The sequence below is a fragment of the Caproicibacterium amylolyticum genome, from assembly GCF_014467055.1.
GTDB lineage: Bacteria > Bacillota > Clostridia > Oscillospirales > Acutalibacteraceae > Caproicibacterium > Caproicibacterium amylolyticum.
The window spans coordinates 1,266,725-1,288,872 of the sequence record NZ_CP060696.1 but is presented as its reverse complement, the minus strand read 5'-3'; the positions used below and the strand labels follow the sequence as shown (position 1 = coordinate 1,288,872).

The 22,148-nt window shown below is 49.0% G+C and carries 22 protein-coding genes and 1 tRNA gene; 7 read left to right on the top strand and 16 right to left on the bottom strand.

Annotated features, from left to right (window positions below; genetic code table 11):
• Positions 1-124 precede the first annotated feature (124 nt).
• From H6X83_RS06160 to H6X83_RS06145, 4 genes are read right to left on the bottom strand one after another with little or no spacing between them, the layout of a single operon-like run.
• Complete coding sequence (locus H6X83_RS06160; RefSeq protein ID WP_212508250.1) at positions 125-793, bottom strand: flavin reductase; 669 nt, start codon at positions 791-793, stop codon at positions 125-127.
• Positions 794-834: 41 nt separating this feature from the next.
• Positions 835-2,118 (bottom strand): replication-associated recombination protein A, encoded by a 1,284-nt coding sequence (locus tag H6X83_RS06155; RefSeq protein ID WP_212508249.1) that lies wholly within the window; start codon positions 2,116-2,118, stop codon positions 835-837.
• Positions 2,119-2,145: 27 nt separating this feature from the next.
• Positions 2,146-2,298 (bottom strand): hypothetical protein, encoded by a 153-nt coding sequence (locus tag H6X83_RS06150; protein WP_212508248.1) that lies wholly within the window; start codon positions 2,296-2,298, stop codon positions 2,146-2,148.
• 21 nt (positions 2,299-2,319) lie between these two features.
• On the bottom strand, positions 2,320-3,573 hold the full coding sequence (locus H6X83_RS06145) for a serine hydroxymethyltransferase (RefSeq protein WP_212508247.1): 1,254 nt from the start codon (positions 3,571-3,573) through the stop codon (positions 2,320-2,322).
• 195 nt (positions 3,574-3,768) lie between these two features.
• Here H6X83_RS06145 and nth point away from each other — a divergent pair, with 195 nt between their 5' ends.
• From nth to H6X83_RS06120, 5 genes are all read left to right on the top strand, one after another.
• The gene (gene nth / locus H6X83_RS06140) at positions 3,769-4,422 is read left to right on the top strand and encodes an endonuclease III (protein ID WP_212508246.1); all 654 of its coding nucleotides are present in this window, start codon (positions 3,769-3,771) and stop codon (positions 4,420-4,422) included.
• Positions 4,419-4,943: a cysteine hydrolase family protein gene (locus H6X83_RS06135; RefSeq protein ID WP_212508245.1), complete on the top strand. Its 525-nt coding sequence runs from the start codon at positions 4,419-4,421 to the stop codon at positions 4,941-4,943. Before nth ends, H6X83_RS06135 begins: the two co-directional genes overlap by 4 nt.
• A gap of 1 nt (position 4,944) precedes the next feature.
• Positions 4,945-5,772: a Cof-type HAD-IIB family hydrolase gene (locus tag H6X83_RS06130; RefSeq protein ID WP_212508244.1), complete on the top strand. Its 828-nt coding sequence runs from the start codon at positions 4,945-4,947 to the stop codon at positions 5,770-5,772.
• 121 nt (positions 5,773-5,893) lie between these two features.
• A tRNA-Ala gene (locus H6X83_RS06125) sits at positions 5,894-5,969 on the top strand.
• Positions 5,970-6,232: 263 nt separating this feature from the next.
• Complete coding sequence (locus tag H6X83_RS06120) at positions 6,233-7,966, top strand: ABC transporter ATP-binding protein (RefSeq protein ID WP_212508243.1); 1,734 nt, start codon at positions 6,233-6,235, stop codon at positions 7,964-7,966.
• A 107-nt stretch (positions 7,967-8,073) separates the two neighbouring features.
• Here H6X83_RS06120 and H6X83_RS06115 read toward each other — a convergent pair whose 3' ends face one another.
• The 3 genes from H6X83_RS06115 to hisH all read right to left on the bottom strand — a co-directional run bounded on the left by H6X83_RS06115 (position 8,074) and on the right by hisH (position 10,238).
• Positions 8,074-8,664, bottom strand: coding sequence for an ECF transporter S component (locus H6X83_RS06115; protein WP_212508242.1), 591 nt, complete (start codon positions 8,662-8,664; stop codon positions 8,074-8,076).
• Between the two features lie 191 nt (positions 8,665-8,855).
• Complete coding sequence (hisF, locus tag H6X83_RS06110) at positions 8,856-9,617, bottom strand: imidazole glycerol phosphate synthase subunit HisF (protein ID WP_212508241.1); 762 nt, start codon at positions 9,615-9,617, stop codon at positions 8,856-8,858.
• Between the two features lie 3 nt (positions 9,618-9,620).
• Positions 9,621-10,238 (bottom strand): imidazole glycerol phosphate synthase subunit HisH, encoded by a 618-nt coding sequence (gene hisH / locus H6X83_RS06105; protein WP_212508240.1) that lies wholly within the window; start codon positions 10,236-10,238, stop codon positions 9,621-9,623.
• Between the two features lie 212 nt (positions 10,239-10,450).
• Between hisH and H6X83_RS06100 the strand changes: the two genes are divergently transcribed.
• Positions 10,451-11,032 (top strand): manganese efflux pump MntP, encoded by a 582-nt coding sequence (locus H6X83_RS06100; protein ID WP_212508239.1) that lies wholly within the window; start codon positions 10,451-10,453, stop codon positions 11,030-11,032.
• On the opposite strand, the gene H6X83_RS06095 is transcribed toward H6X83_RS06100, so the two are convergent.
• Entirely contained in the window at positions 11,033-12,097 is a 1,065-nt protein-coding gene (locus H6X83_RS06095) for a helix-turn-helix transcriptional regulator (protein ID WP_212508238.1), read from the bottom strand. It lies immediately after the preceding gene.
• 207 nt (positions 12,098-12,304) lie between these two features.
• Here H6X83_RS06095 and H6X83_RS06090 point away from each other — a divergent pair, with 207 nt between their 5' ends.
• Positions 12,305-13,648, top strand: a complete 1,344-nt coding sequence (locus H6X83_RS06090; protein ID WP_212508237.1) for a butyryl-CoA:acetate CoA-transferase — start codon at positions 12,305-12,307, stop codon at positions 13,646-13,648.
• A 52-nt stretch (positions 13,649-13,700) separates the two neighbouring features.
• On the opposite strand, the gene H6X83_RS06085 is transcribed toward H6X83_RS06090, so the two are convergent.
• The 8 genes from H6X83_RS06085 to H6X83_RS06050 form a co-directional block, all read right to left on the bottom strand.
• Positions 13,701-14,066: a DUF6483 family protein gene (locus H6X83_RS06085; RefSeq protein WP_212508236.1), complete on the bottom strand. Its 366-nt coding sequence runs from the start codon at positions 14,064-14,066 to the stop codon at positions 13,701-13,703.
• A 122-nt stretch (positions 14,067-14,188) separates the two neighbouring features.
• Positions 14,189-15,208: an electron transfer flavoprotein subunit alpha/FixB family protein gene (locus tag H6X83_RS06080; RefSeq protein WP_212508235.1), complete on the bottom strand. Its 1,020-nt coding sequence runs from the start codon at positions 15,206-15,208 to the stop codon at positions 14,189-14,191.
• A gap of 18 nt (positions 15,209-15,226) precedes the next feature.
• Entirely contained in the window at positions 15,227-16,009 is a 783-nt protein-coding gene (locus H6X83_RS06075) for an electron transfer flavoprotein subunit beta/FixA family protein (RefSeq protein WP_212508234.1), read from the bottom strand.
• A gap of 21 nt (positions 16,010-16,030) precedes the next feature.
• On the bottom strand, positions 16,031-17,170 hold the full coding sequence (locus tag H6X83_RS06070) for an acyl-CoA dehydrogenase (protein ID WP_212508233.1): 1,140 nt from the start codon (positions 17,168-17,170) through the stop codon (positions 16,031-16,033).
• A 36-nt stretch (positions 17,171-17,206) separates the two neighbouring features.
• Complete coding sequence (locus H6X83_RS06065; RefSeq protein WP_212508232.1) at positions 17,207-18,046, bottom strand: 3-hydroxybutyryl-CoA dehydrogenase; 840 nt, start codon at positions 18,044-18,046, stop codon at positions 17,207-17,209.
• Between the two features lie 47 nt (positions 18,047-18,093).
• A complete protein-coding gene (locus tag H6X83_RS06060) occupies positions 18,094-18,870 on the bottom strand; it encodes an enoyl-CoA hydratase-related protein (RefSeq protein WP_212508231.1) in 777 nt (258 codons plus the stop codon).
• A 37-nt stretch (positions 18,871-18,907) separates the two neighbouring features.
• Positions 18,908-20,089, bottom strand: a complete 1,182-nt coding sequence (locus tag H6X83_RS06055; RefSeq protein WP_212508230.1) for an acetyl-CoA C-acetyltransferase — start codon at positions 20,087-20,089, stop codon at positions 18,908-18,910.
• 348 nt (positions 20,090-20,437) lie between these two features.
• Entirely contained in the window at positions 20,438-22,129 is a 1,692-nt protein-coding gene (locus H6X83_RS06050) for a glutamine--tRNA ligase/YqeY domain fusion protein (RefSeq protein WP_212508229.1), read from the bottom strand.
• Between the last annotated feature and the right edge of the window lie 19 nt (positions 22,130-22,148).

Sequence of the window (22,148 nt, the reverse complement as noted above, 5' to 3'; positions counted from 1 at the left end):
GTATAGCACAACTCTTTGCCCCAACGCTAGTATATGTGCGAAAAGAGGAAAAACAAATGGACAATGCTGGCGTGAAATCAATAAAAAACTGGCTGTGCAGTTTGCACACAGCCAGTTTTATTAATTACTTGGTATTTCCCTTTCGCTGAAACGCGGACTTTGGTGCACCGCAGATAGGACAAACCCAGTCTTCCGGCAGTTCCTCAAAAGGTGTAATCGGGTCGTCATAGACATACCGACAAACGCGGCAAATGAAACTTTCGCCATCATTGCCGGAAAGGTCCGGTGTTGGTTCCTGATAGGTCGGGGCGCTCTTGGGCGCGTTTCCTTTAATCACACGATGATAATATTCGTACGTCATCGGCTTACCGACAGTTTTGTCACTTCCCGCAAGAATCTCCGCTAAAAACACCGTATGCGTTGGTGTTTCCATGGAATCCACCGCTTTGCAAAGAAACCAGCAACAGCTGTTTTCCTTAATGACCGGTACTCCTTCGCGCAGCATTTTGTAGCGGATGTTGTCCAACTTGTTGCCATTGCGGCCAGAGTTAAACCCCAAAGCGCCAATGACTGCACCGGAAGTGTCCTCACTTAAAACACTGACGGTAAACAGACCATTGCGGCGAATACATTCATAGCTGTAATTGCGGCGGTTCATACTGATTGTCAGCATATTAGGCTGATTTGCCGCCTGCGTAACTGTATTCACAATGCAGGCAGAAGGTTTCATACCATCGGTCACACCTATTGCGTACATTCCGTATGTTAAACTAAAGAGCGATTCATTTTTCATGCTATACCTCCATCTTTTCTCAAAGCCGGATTTTCTGCACACTACTTTTGTGCCTGAGGCTTTTTCCCTTTCACACGCTCCCAGTAAGTGGCAAACGACTGTTCAAACTTGTTGTCACCCGGCGTGTAGTACACCGTTCCCTGCAAAATGTTGGGCAGGTACTGCTGCGCTACCCAATGGTTTGGAAAAGCGTGCGGGTACTTATAAAACTGTCCCTTGCGCGCCGCATCCTCGCCGTCATAGTGTTTGTTCTGCAGTTGGCGCGGAACCGAACCGATTTTTCCGGCCTGCACATCCGTAAGCGCCGCATCAATCGACGCTTCCCCAGTGTTGCTTTTGGGTGCCTGGCAAACCAGAATCACCGCATCCGCAAGCGGAATACGTGCCTCCGGCAGACCAACCATCTGCGCTGCATCCACTGCCGCTTTGACAATAGGAATAATCTGCGGATAAGCAAGCCCCACATCCTCGCAGGCACAGACCATCAGTCTGCGACAGGCAGAGGGCAGGTCGCCCGCTGCCAGCAGCCGCGCCAAATAATGCAGAGCCGCATCCGGGTCGGAACCGCGCATGGACTTCTGGTAAGCAGAAACAATATCGTAATGCTCATCCCCCTCGCGGTCATAGCGTGGAGCGCTGCTTTGCGTCAGTTCAGCGGCAAGCTGTGCTGAAACGTGCAGCACACCGTCTGTTTCCGGCGCTGCCAAAGTGCACAATTCTGCCGCGTTCATTGCCTTGCGCACATCGCCGCCGCAGGCAAACGCAATGCGGTGCAGTGCCGCTTCTTCCGCTTCTACAGGTTTTCCCTGTTCTTCTGAAAGGATGTGGAATGCCCGCTCGACTGCCGGAACGATTTCTTCCGGTGCCACCGTTTTAAACTCAAATACAGTGGAACGGCTGAGAATTGCATTATAGACGTAAAAATATGGATTTTCTGTTGTGGATGCAATCAGCGTAATATCTCCGTTTTCAATGAACTCCAGCAGGGTCTGCTGCTGTTTCTTGTTAAAATACTGGATCTCATCCAGATACAGCAGGATTCCGTTGACCGCTTCCAGCGTGCCAACTTTACTAACAACCTCCCGGATATCCGCTGTAGAAGCCGAGGTACCGTTGAGTTTGCACAAATGCTTCTTCGTACGCTTTGCAATAATGGAAGCCAGCGTTGTTTTGCCTACTCCGGAGGGGCCATAAAACACCAAATTGGGAATTTCTCCGCTTTCGATAATGCGGCGAAGCGGCCTGCCTTCCCCAAGCAGATGACGCTGACCGACAATTTGGTCCAGTGTCTGCGGGCGGATGCGGTCCGCAAGCGGTGCAGCCATGAAACTTCCTCCCTCCGTCGGCGCTGTTTACGGTTTCTTTTCCGCGGTATTGTTGTTCCCGTTGTTGGAATTATTGGAACCAATGCTGATTCCTTTTTTTGCGGGAGCCATCAAAAAGCCGAAAATCGTACCGAGCAGCAGCATGGTTGTACACAGAAAAAAGACGGTACTCTTTTTCATAAAAGCCACTTCCTTTTCTGCTTATTCGTACAGCGGATACTTTTTGCAGAGTGCCTCCACTTTTGCAAGAGATGCGTCTTTGGTACCCTCAAAGTCATGAATGGTGTCAGCAATACAAGCAGCAATAATATCCATATCCTCCGGCTGCATGCCACGAGTGGTAACGGCCGGTGTACCAAGACGCAGGCCGGAAGTCTTGAACGGACTGCGCTGTTCACCTGGAACCGTGTTTTTGTTTGCGGTAATGCGGATACTGTCAAGTCTTGCTTCCAGTTCCTTGCCGGTCAGTTCCAAGCCGGTCAAATCCACCAGCATCAAGTGGTTGTCAGTACCGCCGGAAACCAGCTTGACATTGCGGCTGAGCAGCCCCTTTGCCAATGCCTGTGCGTTTTCAATGATTTTTTTACCGTAGTCCTTAAACTCCGGTTTAAGTGCTTCGCCCAGGCAGACTGCTTTGCCTGCAATGACGTGCATGAGCGGGCCGCCCTGGGTGCCGGGAAAAATCGCCTTGTCGATTGCTTTCGCGTACTCCTCTTTACAGAGAATCATGCCGCCGCGCGGGCCGCGCAGAGTTTTGTGCGTTGTGGTGGTGACGATGTCTGCGTACTCCACCGGGTTGGGATGCAGCCCCGCCGCAACAAGTCCCGCAATGTGCGCCATATCAATCATCAGCAGCGCGCCGCAGGCATCTGCCGCTTCGCGGAACTTTTTAAAGTCAATGGTGCGCGGATAAGCACTGGCACCGCCGACAATCATCTTCGGCTTCACCTGCTTGGCCTGCTCAATCAGTTTGTCGTAATCAATGCGCCCGGTAACCGGATCCACACCATATGGTACAAAATTGAAATAGGTGCCGGAAATGTTAACCGGAGAGCCGTGCGTCAAATGCCCGCCCTCCGCAAGATTCATGCCCATTACCGTATCACCGGGCTTTAGCAGTGCAAAGTAAACCGCTGTGTTTGCCTGCGCACCGGAGTGCGGCTGTACATTGGCGTGTTCTGCGCCAAACAGCTTACAGGCACGCTGCCGAGCGATTTCCTCAACAACATCCACATACTGGCAGCCGCCGTAGTAGCGCTTGCCCGGATAGCCCTCGGCATATTTGTTGGTTAAAACGCTGCCCATGGCCGCCATTACGGCCGGAGAAACGATATTTTCTGAAGCAATCAGCTCCAGATTACGGCGCTGGCGGGCAAGCTCATCCTGCATGGCGCTGCCGACTTCCGGGTCGGCCTGGCTGACAAATCCGATTGTGTCCATCATATCCTTGTACATTTCCGTATTCTCCTTGCTGTCAGTTTTCTTCATTATACCTTATTATACCTTTTGCCCTTTGAAAATACAACACTGTGGTTAAAGAAACTGCATAATGAAACCTGTATTCCTGCAAGTGCTCTCTGCCTTTACTATTTTCTGATTTTGCGGTAAAATAAAAACATTGCAAATAAAGCAGAAAGGCGGAAGCGAGCAATGACAATACAGGAACAGGCTCTGCTGGCAGTAGAAGCGCTGAAAAAGGAATATCCGAATGCAATCTGCTCCCTAACCTACACCGACCCACTGCAGCTGCTGATTGCCACTCGGCTTTCCGCACAGTGTACAGACGCACGGGTAAACATAGTTACTCCTACCCTCTTTGCACGCTTTCCTACACTGGAAGCATTTTGTGAAGCTGCGCCAGAGGAAGTCGGCACCTATATTCACTCCTGCGGCCTGTACAAAACCAAAGCGCGTGACATTTGTGCTATGTGTCGAATGCTAAAAGAGGACTTTGGCGGTGTTGTACCGGACACCATTGAACAACTGACCAAGCTGCCGGGCGTTGGCCGTAAGACCGCCAACCTGATTGTCGGCGACATTTTTCATAAACCCGCCGTGGTAACAGACACACACTGCATCCGCATCTGCGGAAAACTGGGGCTTTCTGAAGGCACCAATCCAGCTAAAGTGGAAAAGCAGCTGCGCGCAGTCCTCCCCTCTGCGGAAAGCAATGCTTTTTGCCACCGTCTGGTACTGCACGGCCGCGCCGTGTGTACTGCCCGCAGTCCCAAGTGCAGCCTGTGCTGTATGCGTGGGTTCTGTAATGCATATGCCAAAGAAGAGGGAGGAAACACAGAAACATGAAAAAACTTCTGATTGTAGTGGACTACCAGAATGACTTCGTGACCGGCAGCCTTGGCTTTCCGGAAGCGCGCCTGCTGGAAACACCAATCTGCCAAAAAATAAATGCATACAAAGCCGCCGGAAATGATGTTGTTTACACCATGGACACGCATACTGAAAACTACCTAAACACTGCCGAGGGACGTGTTCTGCCAATCGTTCACTGTGTAAAGGACACCCCCGGCTGGGCACTTTACGGCAAAACCGCCGCACTTCTGGCAGACTGCAGAGTCTTTGAGAAGCCCTGCTTTGGCTGTGCCGCATTAATCCCATTTTTGCAGGAACAAAGATATAATTCTATAGAACTCTGCGGGCTGGTCAGCAATATTTGTGTACTTTCCAATGCAGTTTTAGCAAAAGCTGCCCTACCGGAAGCTGTCGTTCTGGTGGATGCTTCCTGCACTGCCTGTGCAGACAAACAGCAGAATGAGGAGGCTCTGCACTGCATGGAAGGAATCCAGATTCAGGTTATAAGGAGTTAACATGAAAATTCAGCTGCTCGCGATTGACATGGACGGTACTACCCTCAACAGTCAAAACACGCTTTCCCCCACTAATCAAAAGGCTTTACAAAAAGCTGTGAATGCAGGCATTCTCGTTGTGCCCGCCACCGGCCGCCAATTTTCTGGCCTGCCGCCGGAGCTGGAAAAATTAAGTGGTATTCGGTACTATTTGTGCAGCAACGGCGCGGTTGTCTATGACCGACAGGAACAGAAAATTCTGCACAGTGACCTGATGGAAACCGAGCAGGCTCTGCGCGCTTACCGGGAAATCAGCCTCTGCAAAAGCGCCAGTTCCGACATTTACATTGATGGCAAAGCCTACACAAATTCCATCCGTTATGCACACCCGATAGACTACGGTGTGGATGCACGTCATTTGGACACATTTTTGGCTTCCCGTTCTCCGCTGGAAAACCTGCCTGACTTTATTGAGCACAATCAGCTTCGTCCAGAAAAAATCTTTTCCATTTTCAAGGACACAGAGGAATGGCAATCCTGCTGGAACACACTCTGCACTTGGCCGGAAATCGCGGTCACCAACTCCATTTCAAACGCCATTGAAGTTACTAATGTCACAGCAACAAAGGGCAGCGGGCTGCAAGCGCTTGCAAAGATTCTGCAAATTCCGCAAGAAGCTGTCATGGCAGTCGGTGACGGATTGAATGATGTTACAATGCTTGACTGGGCAGGAGTCAGTGTTGCCATGGGCAATGCGGAAAACGATGTTCGGCAGCATGCCGAGTTTATTACCGACACTTGCGACAACGATGGACTGGCAAAAGCTACGCTTCGTTTCTGCTTTTCATAAGCCATGTGGCATCCCCAACTTTTTTGTTTGCAGGTATTGACAAAAAGCGGCAGTTATGCGATAATAATTTACGTTGCATTTTAGCCTGCAGTTTCGTATGCAGTTTATGCAGCAGGCAAATGGGGCATTAGCTCAGCTGGGAGAGCGCCAGGTTCGCAATCTGGAGGTCAGGGGTTCGATCCCCCTATGCTCCACCACCGGATATTCCGGACAATCCGCGAAACGTTTGGGTTTCGCGGATTTTTTTATTTACTTTGGAGGCGATCAGAAATATGAAAAGAATTTTTTACGCATGCAGTACACCACACAAGCACCCATTTACAGCCAAAATTTCGCCGTCAGATTGTGGAACGGATGGTATAACTCGATGACCAAAAACTGAATGTCAGGAAATTGGCAACTCCAAAATTCCTGATTTTTCGACACCTCAACAACTACTTCACAAAATCAGGAGGTAACCATGCAATTATTTAAAAAATTCGCAAAATATTACAAGCCTTACAAAGCGGTGTTTTTTCTAGACATGCTTTGCGCGCTGGTGGTCAGCGCGGTTGACCTTGCATTTCCACAGATACTGAGCATCCTGACCAAAACCTTTTTTACACAGCAGTCTAACGTGATTTTAAATGGTCTTCTAAAATTGGGCCTTGCTCTCTTTTTCATGTACGTTATCCGCACTGCATGCCGCTTTTATGTGACCTATCAGGGACACGTGATGGGTGCAAAAATGGAAAGTGATATGCGGCAGGATTTGTTTGACCAGTATGAGCGCTTTTCTTTTTCTTACTATGACCGAAGTAACACGGGCGAAATGATGAGCAAGCTGGTTTCCGATTTGTTTGACATCTCCGAACTGGCACACCACGGGCCGGAAAACATCTTCATTTCCGCTATTAAAATTATTGGCTCTTTTGTTCTGCTGCTGATGATTAATGTACCACTGACACTGATTCTTTCCGCTGTGGTGGTGGTCATGGTGCTGTTCAGCCTGTACCAAAATGACAAAATGCAGGAGACTTTCATGGACAATCGCCGCAAGATTGCCAGTGTTAATGCAAGCCTGCAGGACAGCCTTGCCGGTATCCGCGTTGTAAAGTCCTTTGCCAACGAAGAAATGGAGCACAAAAAATTTCAGACAAGCAACCAGCAGTTCCTTGTTTCCAAAGAGAGCAACTACCTGCGCATGGGCATTTTCCATTCCGGAAATAACTTCTTTGAGGGAATGCTCTTTCTGACCGTACTGGTGGCAGGCGGCTATTTTATCGCGCAGGGCACACTGAACGCCGCCGACCTTGCAGTTTATGCGCTTTATATCAACATCTTTATCAATCCGATTGAAGTATTGATTGAGTTTACAGAACTGCTGCAAAAAGGTATTTCCGGTTTCCGCCGCTTTACGGAAGTCATGGAAACTGTTCCGGAAATTCAGGATGACCCTAATGCTGCAGAACTGACCAATGTGAAAGGCAGCATTGACTACAAAGACGTTTCTTTCCGCTACAACGAAGAAGAATCTGTTCTGGAACATATCAATGTACATGTGGATGCTGGCCGTTCCGTGGCGCTGGTCGGTCCCTCCGGCGGCGGCAAATCCACCTTGTGTTCCCTGCTTCCCCGCTTTTATGATGTCACCAGCGGTGCGGTCTGCATTGACGACAAAGACGTGCGTACCCTGACACAGCAAAGTCTGCGCAATGCCATTGGTATTGTGCAGCAGGACGTATACTTGTTTGGCGGTACGGTCAGGGAAAACATTGCCTACGGTAAACCGAACGCAACCATGGATGAAATTGTGGAAGCCGCTAAGGAAGCGAATATTCACGACTTCATCCTCACCTTGCCGGACGGCTATGATACCTTTGTCGGTGAGCGCGGCGCACGCCTTTCCGGTGGTCAAAAACAGCGCATTTCCATTGCACGGGTGTTCCTGAAAAATCCGCCTATGCTGATTCTCGACGAGGCCACCAGCGCACTGGATAACGAAAGCGAACAGTACATTCAAAAGAGCTTGGACAAGTTGGCACACGGCCGCACGACCATTACGATTGCCCACCGGCTTTCCACCATCCGCAATGCTGACGAAATTATTGTGATTGACAACGACGGTATTCGGGAACGCGGCACGCACGAAACTCTGCTTGCCAAAAACGGTTTATACGCAAAATACTATAATATGCAGTTCCAGGGAAAATGACACAGCAACACAAAAAAGCTTTCGCAGAGTAATTTCTGCGAAAGCTTTTTTAATTTCTGTCAGGAACTGTACCACCACCTGACAGATTGTAAATTTTCTTATACTTATTATGCGTGCACTAACCTGTGTTCTGCCTTAAACAGAGCTGTACAGACCGGAATTGCAATGACAATGCCAATCACCAATTCTACCATACCGTTTACCGTAATGACAGAACCAATCAGCCACGCAAATGCAGTGCGGCCGGTATGCTGTTCCAGCTCGCCATGATAGACAAGCACCAGTGAAAGCAGTGTTAAAATCGTACTGCAGAATTTACTGACTGCTGCGGCAAGTCCTACGCTGAGCAACTGTTTTTTCCCTTTGAAAAGGCGGGTAAACAGCATAAAGAAAAGCGCTGCTAAAAGTCCCATTGCCATACGTGACGGAATAGCCACCAGTGGATTCTGGAACAACACATCCATCCAGCCGCCGGGTGCAGTCAGTGCCAAAATCATACTGAAAACGCCCATCACACCGCCGAGAATCAGTCCCGCCTGCCAGCCAAGCATAATTGCACCGATGATGACCGGAATGTGCACCAGCGTGACAGAAACCACGCCCGTGCGGATGTACCCGATTGGTGTCAGGCTCATCAGGATAATGAGCGCGCTGAAAAGGCCCAGCAGCGCCAGTTGAAATGTTTTCTGCTTTTTCATAAAAGTAACCTCCCTGCTGCCGCTCCGCTTTTGCAGATGCAGCGCAATTTATTTATTGACACGGGAAAGCAGATTCCCCACAGTCCAAAAGAAAAAGCAGCAAACCACCGCCAAAAATGACGAATGTTCGCTGCTTTATTATAGCACACTTTACAGGAAAAACAAGGAAATATTTTCCTTGCTGACTTGGTTCAGTTCAGCCGAACCGGAATCCCTCTGCCCTGCAGATACGTTTTCAACTGTGGAATTGTAATTTCACCAAAATGGAACAGGGACGCTGCCAGCACCGCATCTGCCTTGCCTCTTGTAAAAGCGTCATAGAAATGTTCCAGCTTGCCTGCACCACCGGATGCAATAACCGGCACACTGATTCGCTCACTGACCGCCGCTGTCAGAGCCAGATCATAGCCCTGCTTCACGCCGTCCTCGTCCATACTGGTCAACAGGATCTCTCCTGCACCGAGCGCAACCGCCTTCTGTGCCCATTCTACCGCGTCCAGACCGGTGTCTGTTCGTCCGCCGTGAATGTACACCGTCCAGCCGCCCTGCAGCCTGCGCTTGGCATCAATCGCACACACTACACACTGGCTGCCAAACTTTTTTGCCGCCTCAGTCAGCAATTCCGGGTGCTGTACCGCTGCACTATTCACAGAAACCTTATCCGCACCTGCACGCAGCAGGGAATTAAAATCCTCTGCAGTGCGAATTCCGCCGCCAACTGTAAACGGAATAAAAATCTGCTTTGCAACACTGCTAACATACGCAAGTTGTGTTCCGCGCGCTTGGGCAGAAGCGGTAATGTCCAGCAGTACCAATTCATCCGCCCCCTGCCGGTCATATTCAGCGGCGCAGGCAACCGGGTCACCCGCGTCCCGCAGATGCACAAAAGAGGTTCCTTTTACCACGCGGCCGTTATTTACGTCCAGACATGGAATAATTCGTTTTGCGTACACGGTTCAGTCCTCCTTTGTCAGCGCAGTGAAATTCCGTAAAATCTGCAAACCGACTTTTCCACTCTTTTCCGGATGAAATTGCATGGCATACAGATTTTTGCGGCGTACAGCAGCGTCAATTTCCACGCCATACTGTGTAGTAGCTGCCACTTCCTTTTTGTAGTCAGCTTTTAAGTAATAGGAATGTACAAAATAAACATACGGATTCTCCGGCAGATTTTGAAAAACACCCGTTTTGTCCCGAATCTCCAGGCTGTTCCAGCCGATATGCGGGATTTTCAGCCCCTCTCCCGCAGGAATACGGCGAATTTCACCGCGAAAAATGCCGAGTCCAGGTACGCCGGGCGCTTCCTCACTGCCTTCAAACAACAGCTGAAGGCCCAGACAAATACCCAGAAATGGTTTATTCGAATCGGCAAGGTCATATACAGTATTGACCAAACCGGATTTTTTCAGGTTTTCCATTGCATCGCCAAAGGCACCCACACCCGGCAAAACCACTGCATCTGCCGCGCGGAGCACCTCTGGGTCAGCTGTAACCTGCACGCTACTGCCAATATACTGAAAGGCCTTCAGCACACTTTGCAGGTTGCCCGCTCCATAGTCAATTACTGCAATCATTGTAACACCCCTGTTTTCTGAGTCAGGAAGCGCGAAACTGCACTTCTTCAAGATAGTTTAGCATAGTCCATCGCTAAAGTCAACAGTATCCAATGTTTGCTGCAATAATTGCGGTAAACCATGCATAAACATCAAATGCTGAAAATAATTTGACAGGTGCCCTGCCTTGCGATATGATAATAAAATATGCGGATTTCGGAGGAATTATAAGAATGGATTACGTTGCATTAATTGGAATCGCTGTGGGGCTGAGTATGGACGCTTTTGCGGTCAGCATTGCCAATGGCGCGGTAACACGCAAAGTGCGTCCGACTTTCGCGCTGAAGCTCGCTGCAGCATTTGGTATCTTTCAAGCAGTCATGCCCATGATCGGCTGGCTGGTCGGCAAAGCAGGAGAAAGCTTCATTAGCACGGTTGACCACTGGATTGCACTGTTTTTGCTGTGCTTCATCGGCATTCAAATGCTGCGGGAAGCACACAAAAAAGATGAGAATGGAGATGGCCTGCAGGATGATATTCCTTTTAAAACGCTGCTGACCCTTGCAGTCGCCACTAGCATTGATGCACTGGCAACCGGCATTATTCTGCCAAGCGCCGTTGGTGCTGCCACCCTGCAGCTCATGCTGATTTCGGTTTGTATTATCGGGGTGATTACACTGGTACTTTGCTATATTGGCGTTTATATTGGCAAAAAATTCGGCGACCTTTTTACTTCAAAAGCGCAGATTATTGGCGGCCTTGTACTGATTGCAATCGGCATTAAAATCTTTGTGGAGCATATGTGGTGCTCTTAATCACAATTCAAACTTTGCCTTTTCACAGCCGCCCTCTTTGGGCGGCTTTTCTTCTTCTGTGGGAATTCTGTACACCTGATACAGTTCACACAGCCGGCCTCGCATTTCATCCCGCACATAGGTTGGAGAAAGAACTACCAGCCGTGCTCCGCACTGTAAAAGCCAGTCATACAGTCCTTCACTGAGCCGTACGCTGACGTGCGCGGTAAAAGTTTCGGAAGCATCCCATTCGAGCACCTCCAGTTCTGTTCCAAAGCGGTCTGTCAGCATGTCCAACAGGCCATTATCGCATCGCAGCAAAAGCTGCTCTTCCCTGCCGCCAAACATATAAAATTCGTGCCGCAGGTAATCCGGCGTATCGAAATACTCCGTATACGGTGTGATTTCGGAATATGGACGAACCGGCTCCGGCAGCATCACAACACTGTACATTCTGTCCAGTCGGTAATTCCCAACCGTATCGTATTTTTCATAATTTCCGGCAAGATAATAATGGTCATCCCGCCAAAAAAGTGCATAAGGGCTTAAATAAAACTGTTTGCCGCTGTCCATCTGAATCTGCCCATCGCACAGCACTCGATGATGATAAGTAAAGGTTACTTTTTGCTTCTGTGCAATCGCCTGCTGCAGAACTGAAATAGTATCTACCACTTCATCGTTTGTCAGTTTCTTTTGGGCATCAAAGTACACCTGCTCCTGCAGCACCCTCTGCTCCCCACAGTCCACCAACTCCTGCAGTTTTACTGTTAATGAACGCGTAGCTGCTTCTGTCAAAAAAGGAGCTGCGCCGATTGCATCCAGCAGTAAATGGACCTCCGCCGCTTCCAGTAAATGATGCGTCAAATAATATCCTGGCTGTGGTGTCCGCGTAAAAGAAATTTGATATCCGACTGTGCGCAAGGCGGTAAGGTCGCGGCCAATCGTCTTTCGTTCCGCTGTAATCCCCTGCTTTTTCAGCCGTGTGATTATCTCGTGCATACCCAGCGGGTGTTCTTTGGAGGAAACGTGGTTTAACAGCTGCATAACCGCAAGCAGCCGCAGCTTTGAAATATCATCTGTCAGCATAATCCATCTCTTCATTTTTTATTGTTTGTGTACTATTCTATCATGTTTTTGAAAATAGTGCAGAATTTTTTGTCGGTGCAAAGTACAAGCCAGCGGATACTTGTCATTTGTTCTTGAAAATGGTATAATAAGCTATTACATAATCATTCGTAAAGTATACTTAATGCTTTCTGCATTTGAAACGAAAGAAAGGCAGCTGTTTTTTGAATGGATTTCACAAAAGAATATGAGCAAAAACTGACAACCGCTGAAAATGCCGTCAAAGTGATAAAACCCGGCGACTGGGTAGATTATGGCTGGAACATGGCAACTGTACATGATCTCGACATTGCACTAGCTGCACGTGGTCAAGAACTGCATGACGTAAAAATCCGCGGCGGAGTTCTGATGGAAGTACCGGAAGTTTTCAAGATTCCAAATTCGAAAGAACATTTTTCTTTCTACTCCTGGCATTATTCCGGCATTGACCGCAAACTGGCAAAGGAAGGCTTCATCACCTACGTACCCGTTCGCTATTCTGAAATACCGCGGTACTACCGCGAAAACGTGGAACCAATGGATGTTGCCATGCTGCAGGTTGCACCAATGGACAAACATGGCTTCTTTAGCTTTGGTCCTTCCGGTTCCATGGAGGCAGCAATCTGCGAACGTGCAAAGCACATTATTGTAGAAGTGAACGATAAAATTCCGCGCTGCCTTGGTGGTTTCCAGGCAGAAGTACACATTTCAAAAGTAGACGCAATAGTCGAAATGAAAGAGCCTTATGCCCGCTGTATGCCTGCCAGCCGCCCCGCAACCGATGTTGACAAGGCAGTTGCGAAAATTATTGTCAATGAAATTCCAAACGGTGCCTGCCTGCAGCTTGGCATCGGCGGCATGCCAAACGCAGTCGGTTCCCTGCTGGCAGAGTCCGACCTGAAAGACCTCGGTGTCCACACCGAAATGTATGTTGATTCCTTTGTCGATATGGCCGAAAAGGGAATTATCACCGGCACCAAAAAACAGCTGAATCCCGGTCGGCAAGTTTACGCATTTGCCTGCGGCACCCAAAAGCTTTACGATTATCTGGACGACAACCCCGCCTGCATGGCAGCTCCTGTTGATTATGTCAATGATGTTCGTGTAATTTCGGCGCATGACAACATGATTTCTATTAACAACATTGTCAACATGGACTTGTATGGTCAGGTAAATGCTGAATCCAACGGTATTCGCCAGATTACCGGCGCAGGCGGTCAGCTTGACTACGTAATGGGTGCATACCTTTCTAAGGGTGGCAAGAGTTTCATTTGCTGCTCTTCTACCTTTAAGGACAAAGCAGGCGAACTGCAGTCCCGCATTCTGCCGATTCTGCATCCCGGCTCGACGGTAACCGATACCCGTGCAAATATTCAGTATGTGGTTACAGAATACGGCATGGTCAACTTGAAAGGTGCTTCCCTGTGGGAGCGTGCTGAAAAACTGATCAGCATTGCACACCCGAATTTCCGCGAACAGTTGATTCAAGATGCCGAAAAGCAGGGCATTTGGCACAGAAGCAGCAAAATTTAATTTACAAAGCAAAGCGGCTCCTATAACATTCGTTTATAGGAGCCGCTTTTTATTATGCGGGCAATGTAATATTAAAGCGATGAATGATTTCCTGCAGGCCTTCCTCAATTTCGGGCCGGTCAAAATCCGCCGCATCCAGTTCATCATCTGTTTTATGATTGAGTTTTACGTAAAAATCAATTGCAAGCTCCAGATAACGGAAATTCTGTGTTTCCACTTTTTCGTAAAGCAAATTCTCTGCTTCATTCAGCATATTTTGCTTGAGCAATTCATCCAACTGCTCATACAGCGCGTTTACCTGCACATCTTTTTCGTGCTCCAGTGGCAGATAATTTGGTGTTTCCTTATTAAATATTATTTTTGCAAGCATTTTTGCATCTACGTCGACTTGCTTTTCTGCCCAGTCATTTTTCAGCATAAGTCTGTACCTTCTTTGAAAACTTGAGAATTTTGTTGCTATTCGTAGCCAAATCAAGTATAACAGCAAAAAAGCCTGGCTGCAAGTCCAATACTTACAGCCAAGCTTTTTTAAGGGAAAAATCAGACCGCTTCTTTAGCAGCAAGTGCTTCTTTCAGCTTTGAGGTCAGTTCAGGAACAATCTTCAGCGCATCGCCGACAATGCCGTAATCGGCAACTTCAAAGATAGGTGCATAAGAATCTTTGTTAATAGCTACAATCACATCGGATTCTTCCATACCGGCCAAATGCTGAATTGCACCGGAAATGCCACACGCAATGTACAGGTTCGGGCGAACTGTTTTACCAGTCTGGCCAACCTGAATATCTTTTTCACACCAGCCAGCATCAACGCAGGCACGAGAAGAAGCAACTTCGCCGCCCAACACGTCAGCCAAATCCTTCAGAAGCTTGAAGTTTTCTTCCTTACCCATGCCGCGGCCGCCTGCTACCAGGATCTTTGCATCCTGAATGTCGATTTTGTCGGAAATCTTTTTGATAACTTCCACAACATCAACATTCTTCTGCTCTGCACCCAACTTTACATCTGCAACCTCGACCGGAACCTTGCGGCCAGCCTGCGGCTTTACCTTCTGCATAACGCCAGGACGGACAGTTGCCATCTGAGGACGATGTTCCGGGCAAAGAATAGTAGCCATGATGTTGCCGCCGAATGCCGGACGGGTCATGCGCAGGCCCTTGGTTTCGGGGTCTACTTCCAGCTTTGTGCAGTCAGCGGTCAGGCCGGTCTTCACACGTGCAGACACGCGCGGCGCCAGATCGCGGCCGATTGCAGTAGCACCGTACAGAACAACAGACGGCTTATAATTCTTAATAATGTAGTTCATGCAGTATGCATAAGGCTCAGTTGTGTAAGGCTCCAGAGCCGGGTCATCAACGACCAGAATCTTGTCAGCGCCCCACTTTGCCAGTTCATCATACAGGCTGGAAACCTTGTAACCGAGCAGAACAGCGGTAACTTCAGTGTCCATATCCTTCGCAAGCTCTTTGGCTTTGCCAAGCAGTTCAAAAGAAACACCGCTGATTTTATTATCTACCTGCTGTACGAAAACGTACACGCCTTTGTAATCTTCAAAACTCATTTTGCTCACCACTTTCAACTATATAATGAATTTCTCTTTGAGACGGTCAACAATATACTCCGCAGCACTCTCAGCATCATCAGGAGTAATAACTGTGCCGCTGCCCTTAAGCTGCTTCGGGAAGGACTGAGCAACACGGGTTGGTGAGCCTTTCAGACCAATAACGCCGTCCTCAACATCGATATCCTTGCGGGTAATGACATTAACTTCGCGCTGATAAGCATCAAAAATGCCGCCTGGGGTCATGTAACGAGGCTTGTTCATATCACCCAGAGCTGTAATCAGGCAGGGCAGCTTTGCTTTCACAACATGATAGCGGTCTTCATACTGACGCTTAACAGTAACAGTATCGCCCTCCACCTTAATGTCTTCTGCATAGCTGACGTTGGCAATGCCCAGGTGCTCTGCAATCTGCGGGCCAACCTGTGCGGTATCGCCATCAATCGCCTGACGGCCGGTGATGATGAGGTCAAACGGAATCTTCTTCAGAGCCGCTGCAATGGTTGTGGAAGTTGCCAGTGTATCGGCGCCGCCAAATGCACGGTCAGTTACCAGATAAGCATCGTCAGCACCCATAGCCATAGCCTCACGCAGAACTGCGTCTGCCTGCGGCGGGCCCATGGAAACAACGGTTACATGAGCACCGGTGTTGTCTTTCAGCTGCAGAGCAGCTTCCAGACCAGCCTTATCATCCGGATTCATAATACTCGGTACACCTTCACGAATCAGGGTACCGGTTTTGGGGTCAAGTTTTACTTCATTGGTATTTGGAACTTGCTTTACGCAAACGACAATATTCAACGAATTTCCCTCCTTCGAGTTTTAGCCGATGGCATACTTGGAAATAACCATCTTCTGGACTTCACTGGTGCCCTCATAGATTTCCGTGATCTTTGCGTCACGCATCATACGCTCAATCGGGTACTCACGAGTGTAGCCGTAGCCGCCGTGCAGCTGCAGGCAGCGGGTGGTAACATCCATCGCATTGGAGGCACAGAACAGCTTTGCCATAGCAGCTTCCTCAGAATAACGCTTCTGATTGGAAGCTGCAATAGCAGCACGGTACAGCAGCAGTTGTGCAGCCTTTGTCTTTGTAACCATGTCGGCAATCTCAAACTGAGTATTCTGGAACTTTGCCAGCGGGCGGCCAAACTGCTTTCTTTCCTTGATGTACTGGATTGTTTCGTCCAATGCACCTTCTGCAATGCCCTGTGCCTGGGAAGCAATGCCGATACGACCGTTGTCCAGAGTTGCCATGGCAATGCCGAAGCCTTTGCCTTCCTGACCAAGCAGGTTTTCCTTCGGGACAATGCAGTTTTCAAAAATCAGTTCGCAGGTAGCAGAACCGCGGATACCCATCTTCTTCTCTTTCTTACCGACAGAGAAGCCCGGGAAAGTGCTTTCTACGATGAAAGCGGAAATGCCGTGATTGCCCTTGCTCTTATCTGTCATTGCGAAGACAACATAAGTATCAGCATAGCCTGCATTGGTGATAAAAATCTTGCTGCCGTTGAGGACATAATGGTCACCCTCCAGCACAGCCTTTGTCTGCTGGCCGGAAGCATCGGTGCCGGCGCCCGGCTCTGTCAGAGCAAAAGCGCCCAAAAACTCACCGGAGCAAAGCTTCGGCAGGTACTTTGCTTTCTGCTCTGGTGTACCAAATTTCACGATTGGCCATGTGCCAAGGGAAATGTGAGCAGAAAGCATGGTGCCTGTAGTTGCGCAGACCTTGCAGATTTCCTCAAGGGCAATCTCATAAGTCAGGGTATCGCAGCCAGCACCGCCGTACTCTTTTGAGTACGGGATGCCCATCATTTTGTACTTGCGGAAAAGCGCAAGTGCCTCTTTCGGGAAGCGCTCGTCTTCATCAATTTCAGCGGCAAGCGGCTTAATTTCGTTCTCCGCCATCTCTCTGAAGAGAGTGCGGGCCATTTCCTGTTCTTTACTAAGTGTGAAGTCCATACTCGTTCCTCCAAATCTGTTCTTTACGGACGATTCTTATTTGGAATAATCATAGAATCCCTTGCCGGTCTTTCTGCCAAGCAGGCCGCCGCGGACCATTTTGCGGAGCAGCGGAGCAGGACGATACTTAGAGTCGCCGGTTTCGTTATAGAGTACTTCCATAACATCGAGAACAATATCATTGCCGATCAGGTCAGCCAAAGCCAGCGGGCCCATCGGGTGGTTTGCGCCAAGCTTCATAGCGGTGTCGATATCCTCAGCAGTAGCAGTACCCTCTGCCAAAACAACAACCGCTTCATTGATCATTGGAACCAAAATGCGGTTCACAACGAAGCCGGGAGCTTCCTTAACCTGTACTGGTGTTTTGCCGATTTCTGTGGAAATCGCCTTAATCTTCTCAACAACTTCTTCAGAAGTGTTGATGCCGGCAATGACTTCAACCAGCTTCATTACAGGAGCCGGATTGAAGAAATGCATACCGACAACCGGATGCTGCACACCGTGTGCAATCTCTGTGATGGACAGAGAAGATGTGTTGGAAGCAAAAATGCACTCGGGCTTGCAGAGCTCATCGAGCTGCTTGAAGATACCCTGCTTAATGTCCATTTTTTCCAGAGCAGCTTCAACAATCAGGTCGCAGTCGGCAGCAATTTCGTTTGTGCCGGTTGTAATCTTTGCCAGAACAGAATCTTCGTAAGCCTGCTCAATCTTGCCCTTGGAAACCAAGCGGTCCAGACTCTTCTTGATCTTGCCCTTGCCGCCTTCAGCCCACTCAGGCTTTACGTCGCAAAGACGAACTTCGTAGCCTTCTGTCTGCGCAAAAGCCTGTGCAATGCCGGAGCCCATGGTTCCGGCACCAATAACGCCAACGATCATGTGAAAATCCTCCATTCAGAATTTAAATTATCAGGAAATCAACAAAATTATTTGTTGATAAACGGGTCATGCTTGCGCTTTTCGCAGAAAGCGGTCATCGCGTTCTGCTGATCCTGTGTGCCGAAGCACGCAGCGAAAAGTTCCGGCTCTAAAGCAACTGCAGTGTCAATGTCCATCTGCAGGCCCATATTGACAGCTTTTTTGCTTTGGCGCACAGCAATCGGCGCATTGCCGGCAATGCGGTTGGCAAGCTTCAGTGCAGCATCCATCAGTTCTTCTGCCGGATAAACTGCATTTACCAAGCCGCAGGCCAGTGCTTCCGGTGCTTTCATGTTGCGGGAAGCATAAATCAGTTCCTTTGCCTTGCCGACACCAATGGTGCGTGCAAGACGCTGGGTGCCGCCGAAGCCGGGGGTAATGCCCAAGCCGGTTTCAGGCTGACCAAACACTGCATTTTCAGATGCAAGGCGAATGTCACAGCTCAGGGACAGCTCGCAGCCGCCGCCGAGTGCAAAGCCGTTGACCGCCGCGATTACAGGAATCGGCAGTTTCTCGATTTTGCGGAACACTGCATTTCCCTGTGCGCTGAAAGCACGTCCCTCGTCCGGAGTCATGGTGCTCATGGCACCAATATCCGCACCGGCAACGAAAGCCTTCTGGCCGGCACCGGTGAGAACTAAACAGCGGGTTTTATCCAAATCAACTGCGTCAATAACCGCTTCCAAATCTTTCAGGACTTCAGGATTCAAAGCATTTAGGGCTTTTTCGCGGTCGATTGTTACTACGCCGACAAAGTCCTTCTGCTCATATTTTACAAAGCTCATGATTCATCCTGCTTTCTTTTTCAGAGTAACAAAGAAATTAATATTTCTTAACGATAGTAGCAACGCCCATGCCGCCGCCAACGCACAGAGTAGCAAGGCCGTACTCGCTCTCTCTCTTGTTCATCTCATACATTAGTGTGGTCAGGATACGGGCGCCGGAGCAGCCAACCGGATGGCCCAGAGCAATGGCACCACCGTTAACGTTCACTTTGCTCATGTCAAACTTCAGATCGCGGCAAACTGCAATGGACTGCGCAGCAAATGCTTCGTTTGCTTCAACAAGATCCATCTGGTCAACAGTCAGTCCGGTCTTTGTCATAACTTTCTTTGTTGCTTCGATCGGGCCAAGGCCCATCAGTGCCGGATCAACACCAGCGGAAGCGCCGCCGACCCACTCTGCCATCGGCTTTACGCCCAGTTCTTTTGCTTTTTCTTCTGTCATGACAACCATAGCGCAGGCTGCATCGTTGATGCCGGAAGCGTTGCCGGCGGTAACAGTGCCGCCCTCTTTGAACGCAGGACGCAGGCCAGCCAGGGATTCAGCTGTAACACCTGCGCGCGGGCCTTCATCTGTATCAAAAATGACTGTCTTTTTTCTCTGCTTAACTTCGACTGGAACAATTTCATCTTTAAACTTGCCCGCTGCAATAGCTGCCTGAGCCTTCTGCTGACTGTTTGCAGAGAATTCATCCTGCATTTCACGGGTAATGCCGTATTTTTCAGCAACATTCTCTGCAGTAATGCCCATGTGATAATGATGGAAGCTGTCCTCCAGACCATCATGAATCATGGAGTCGATAATCTTGCCATCGTTCATGCGATAGCCAAAACGTGCTTTTTTCAGCAGGTAAGGTGCGTTGGACATATTTTCAGCACCGCCGGCAACAATGATATCTGCTTCACCGGCAGCAATCAGAGCAGCTGCAACGTTGATGCTCTTCAAGCCAGAGCCGCACAGGTTGTTCAGTGTAAATGCAGGAGTTTCAATCGGAATACCGGCATAAATTGCTGCCTGGCGGGCAACGTTCTGGCCGATACCGCCCTGGAATACGCAGCCGAGGATAACCTCATCCACAACCTCAGGCTGAATGCCTGCGCGCTTCATAGCTTCTTTAACAACAATCGTTGCAAGTTCGGGAGTTTCTGTATTAACAAAAGCTCCACCCATCTTACCGATAGCTGTACGGCACGCACCGGCCAAAACAATTTTTCTTGACATGTTTGTTTCCTCCATTCATTAATTAAGCACTGTACTCTTCGCTGCACCCAGGCACGAAAAAGCTCAGTTATTCACATAGGTTAAATATATCACAATCACACCGGGTTTGCAACAATTTCGTTAAAGTTTTAGCAATGTTCATACATTTGCAAGCTGCAAACAGCATAATCCATAATATGCCCGGTTTCAACATTCACAGTATACCATATTTCTGACGAATATGCCTGTACATTTTTATGAAATACCGAAAAATTTGGAAATTTTTAAACCAAAAGGGTTTTGCAGAAAATAATTTTCCGTAAAACCCTTTATACTTTCGAAAATCAAGAAATCTTTTTGATTCTTCGTTTATTTCTGAGGCTTAAAGCCATCTTTTAATGAAACAGAACGATTAAAAATCAAATGTTCCGGTGCAGAGTCCTTATCAAAGCAGAAATAGCCTTCCCGCATAAACTGAAATGCCGTTTTTGCATCCGCTTCTTTCATGGAAGGCTCAACCTTGCAGCCATACAGTACTTCCAAAGAATTTGGATTCAGAACAGTCAAAAAGTCTTCTTCCTGCTCCGGCTCCGGCACTGTAAAAAGACTGCCGTACAGGCGGACTTCTGCTTCTGCGCAGTTGTTCGCATCCACCCAGTGAATGGTACCACGCACCTTACGGCCATCGGGCGTATTGCCACCGCGGGTCTGCGGGTCGTATTCCGCATAAACAGTCTTAATTGTGCCGTCCTCATTTTTGTCGCAGCCAGTGCAGCGCACAATATAAGCAGTTTTCAGGCGGACTTCATTCCCCGGGAAAAGGCGGCGGTATCCCTTAACAGGTTCCTCAAGAAAATCACCTGACTCTATCCACAGTTCGCGGGAAAACGTAACGCTGCGGGTACCGTCTTCCGGACGCTCCGGGTTGTTTTCCACTTCAAATTCTTCTGTCTGCTCTTCCGGATAGTTAGTCAGCACCAGCTTGACCGGATGCAGCACGGCCATAGTACGGCGGGCATTTTCATTGAGGTCTTCCCGCAGGCAATGTTCCAAGAAACCGTAATCGACAGTGGAATTCACTTTAGAAACACCAATGCGCTCACAGAAATTCCGAATAGAAGCGGGAGTGAAACCACGGCGGCGCAGACCGCACAGGGTTGGCATGCGCGGGTCGTCCCAGCCGGAAACGTAACCGCCCTCCACCAGTTTGCGCAGTTTGCGCTTGCTCATAACGGTGTTGTTGATGCCAAGGCGTGCAAACTCAATCTGACGGGGCTTTGCGGGCAGATCAATGTTATCAATGACCCAGTCGTAAAGTGGGCGATGTGCTTCAAACTCCAGTGTGCAGAGGGAGTGTGTAATTTTCTCCATTGCATCTTCAATAGGGTGTGCAAAATCGTACATCGGGTAAATGCACCATTTCTCACCTGTTCTGTGGTGCTTCATGTGGTTGATCCGGTAAATGACTGGGTCACGCAGATTGAAATTGCCGGAAGTAAGGTCAATCTTGGCACGCAGTGTCATGCGGCCGTCCTCAAACTCTCCGGCCTTCATGCGGGCAAACAAATCAAGGCTTTCTTCCATTGGCCGGTCACGATAAGGGCTGATCGCCGGATGGGAAAGATCGCCGCGATTATCATGCATCTGCTCAGGCGTCAATTCGCAGACATAAGCCAAACCCTTTTGAATCAGCTTCACCGCAAGTTCATACATGGTATCAAAGTAATCCGATGCATAGTGGAAACGGTCATCCCATGTGAAACCGAGCCACTGAATATCTTCTTTAATAGCATCCACATACTCGGTGTCTTCCTTGGTAGGGTTTGTGTCATCCATACGCAGATTGCACAGGCCGCCGAACTTTTCCGCCGTACCGAAATCCACGCAGATAGCCTTCGCGTGACCGATGTGCAGATAGCCGTTTGGTTCCGGTGGAAAACGGGTGTGTACACGCTGACCGGCAAACTGACCGTTTTCCGCAATATCCTCTGTCACAAATGTATGAATAAAATTGCTGCTGCCCTCTTCCGGTGCAGTCAAATTTTCATTTGCTTCACTCATGGTGTTCCTCCTGCTGTCC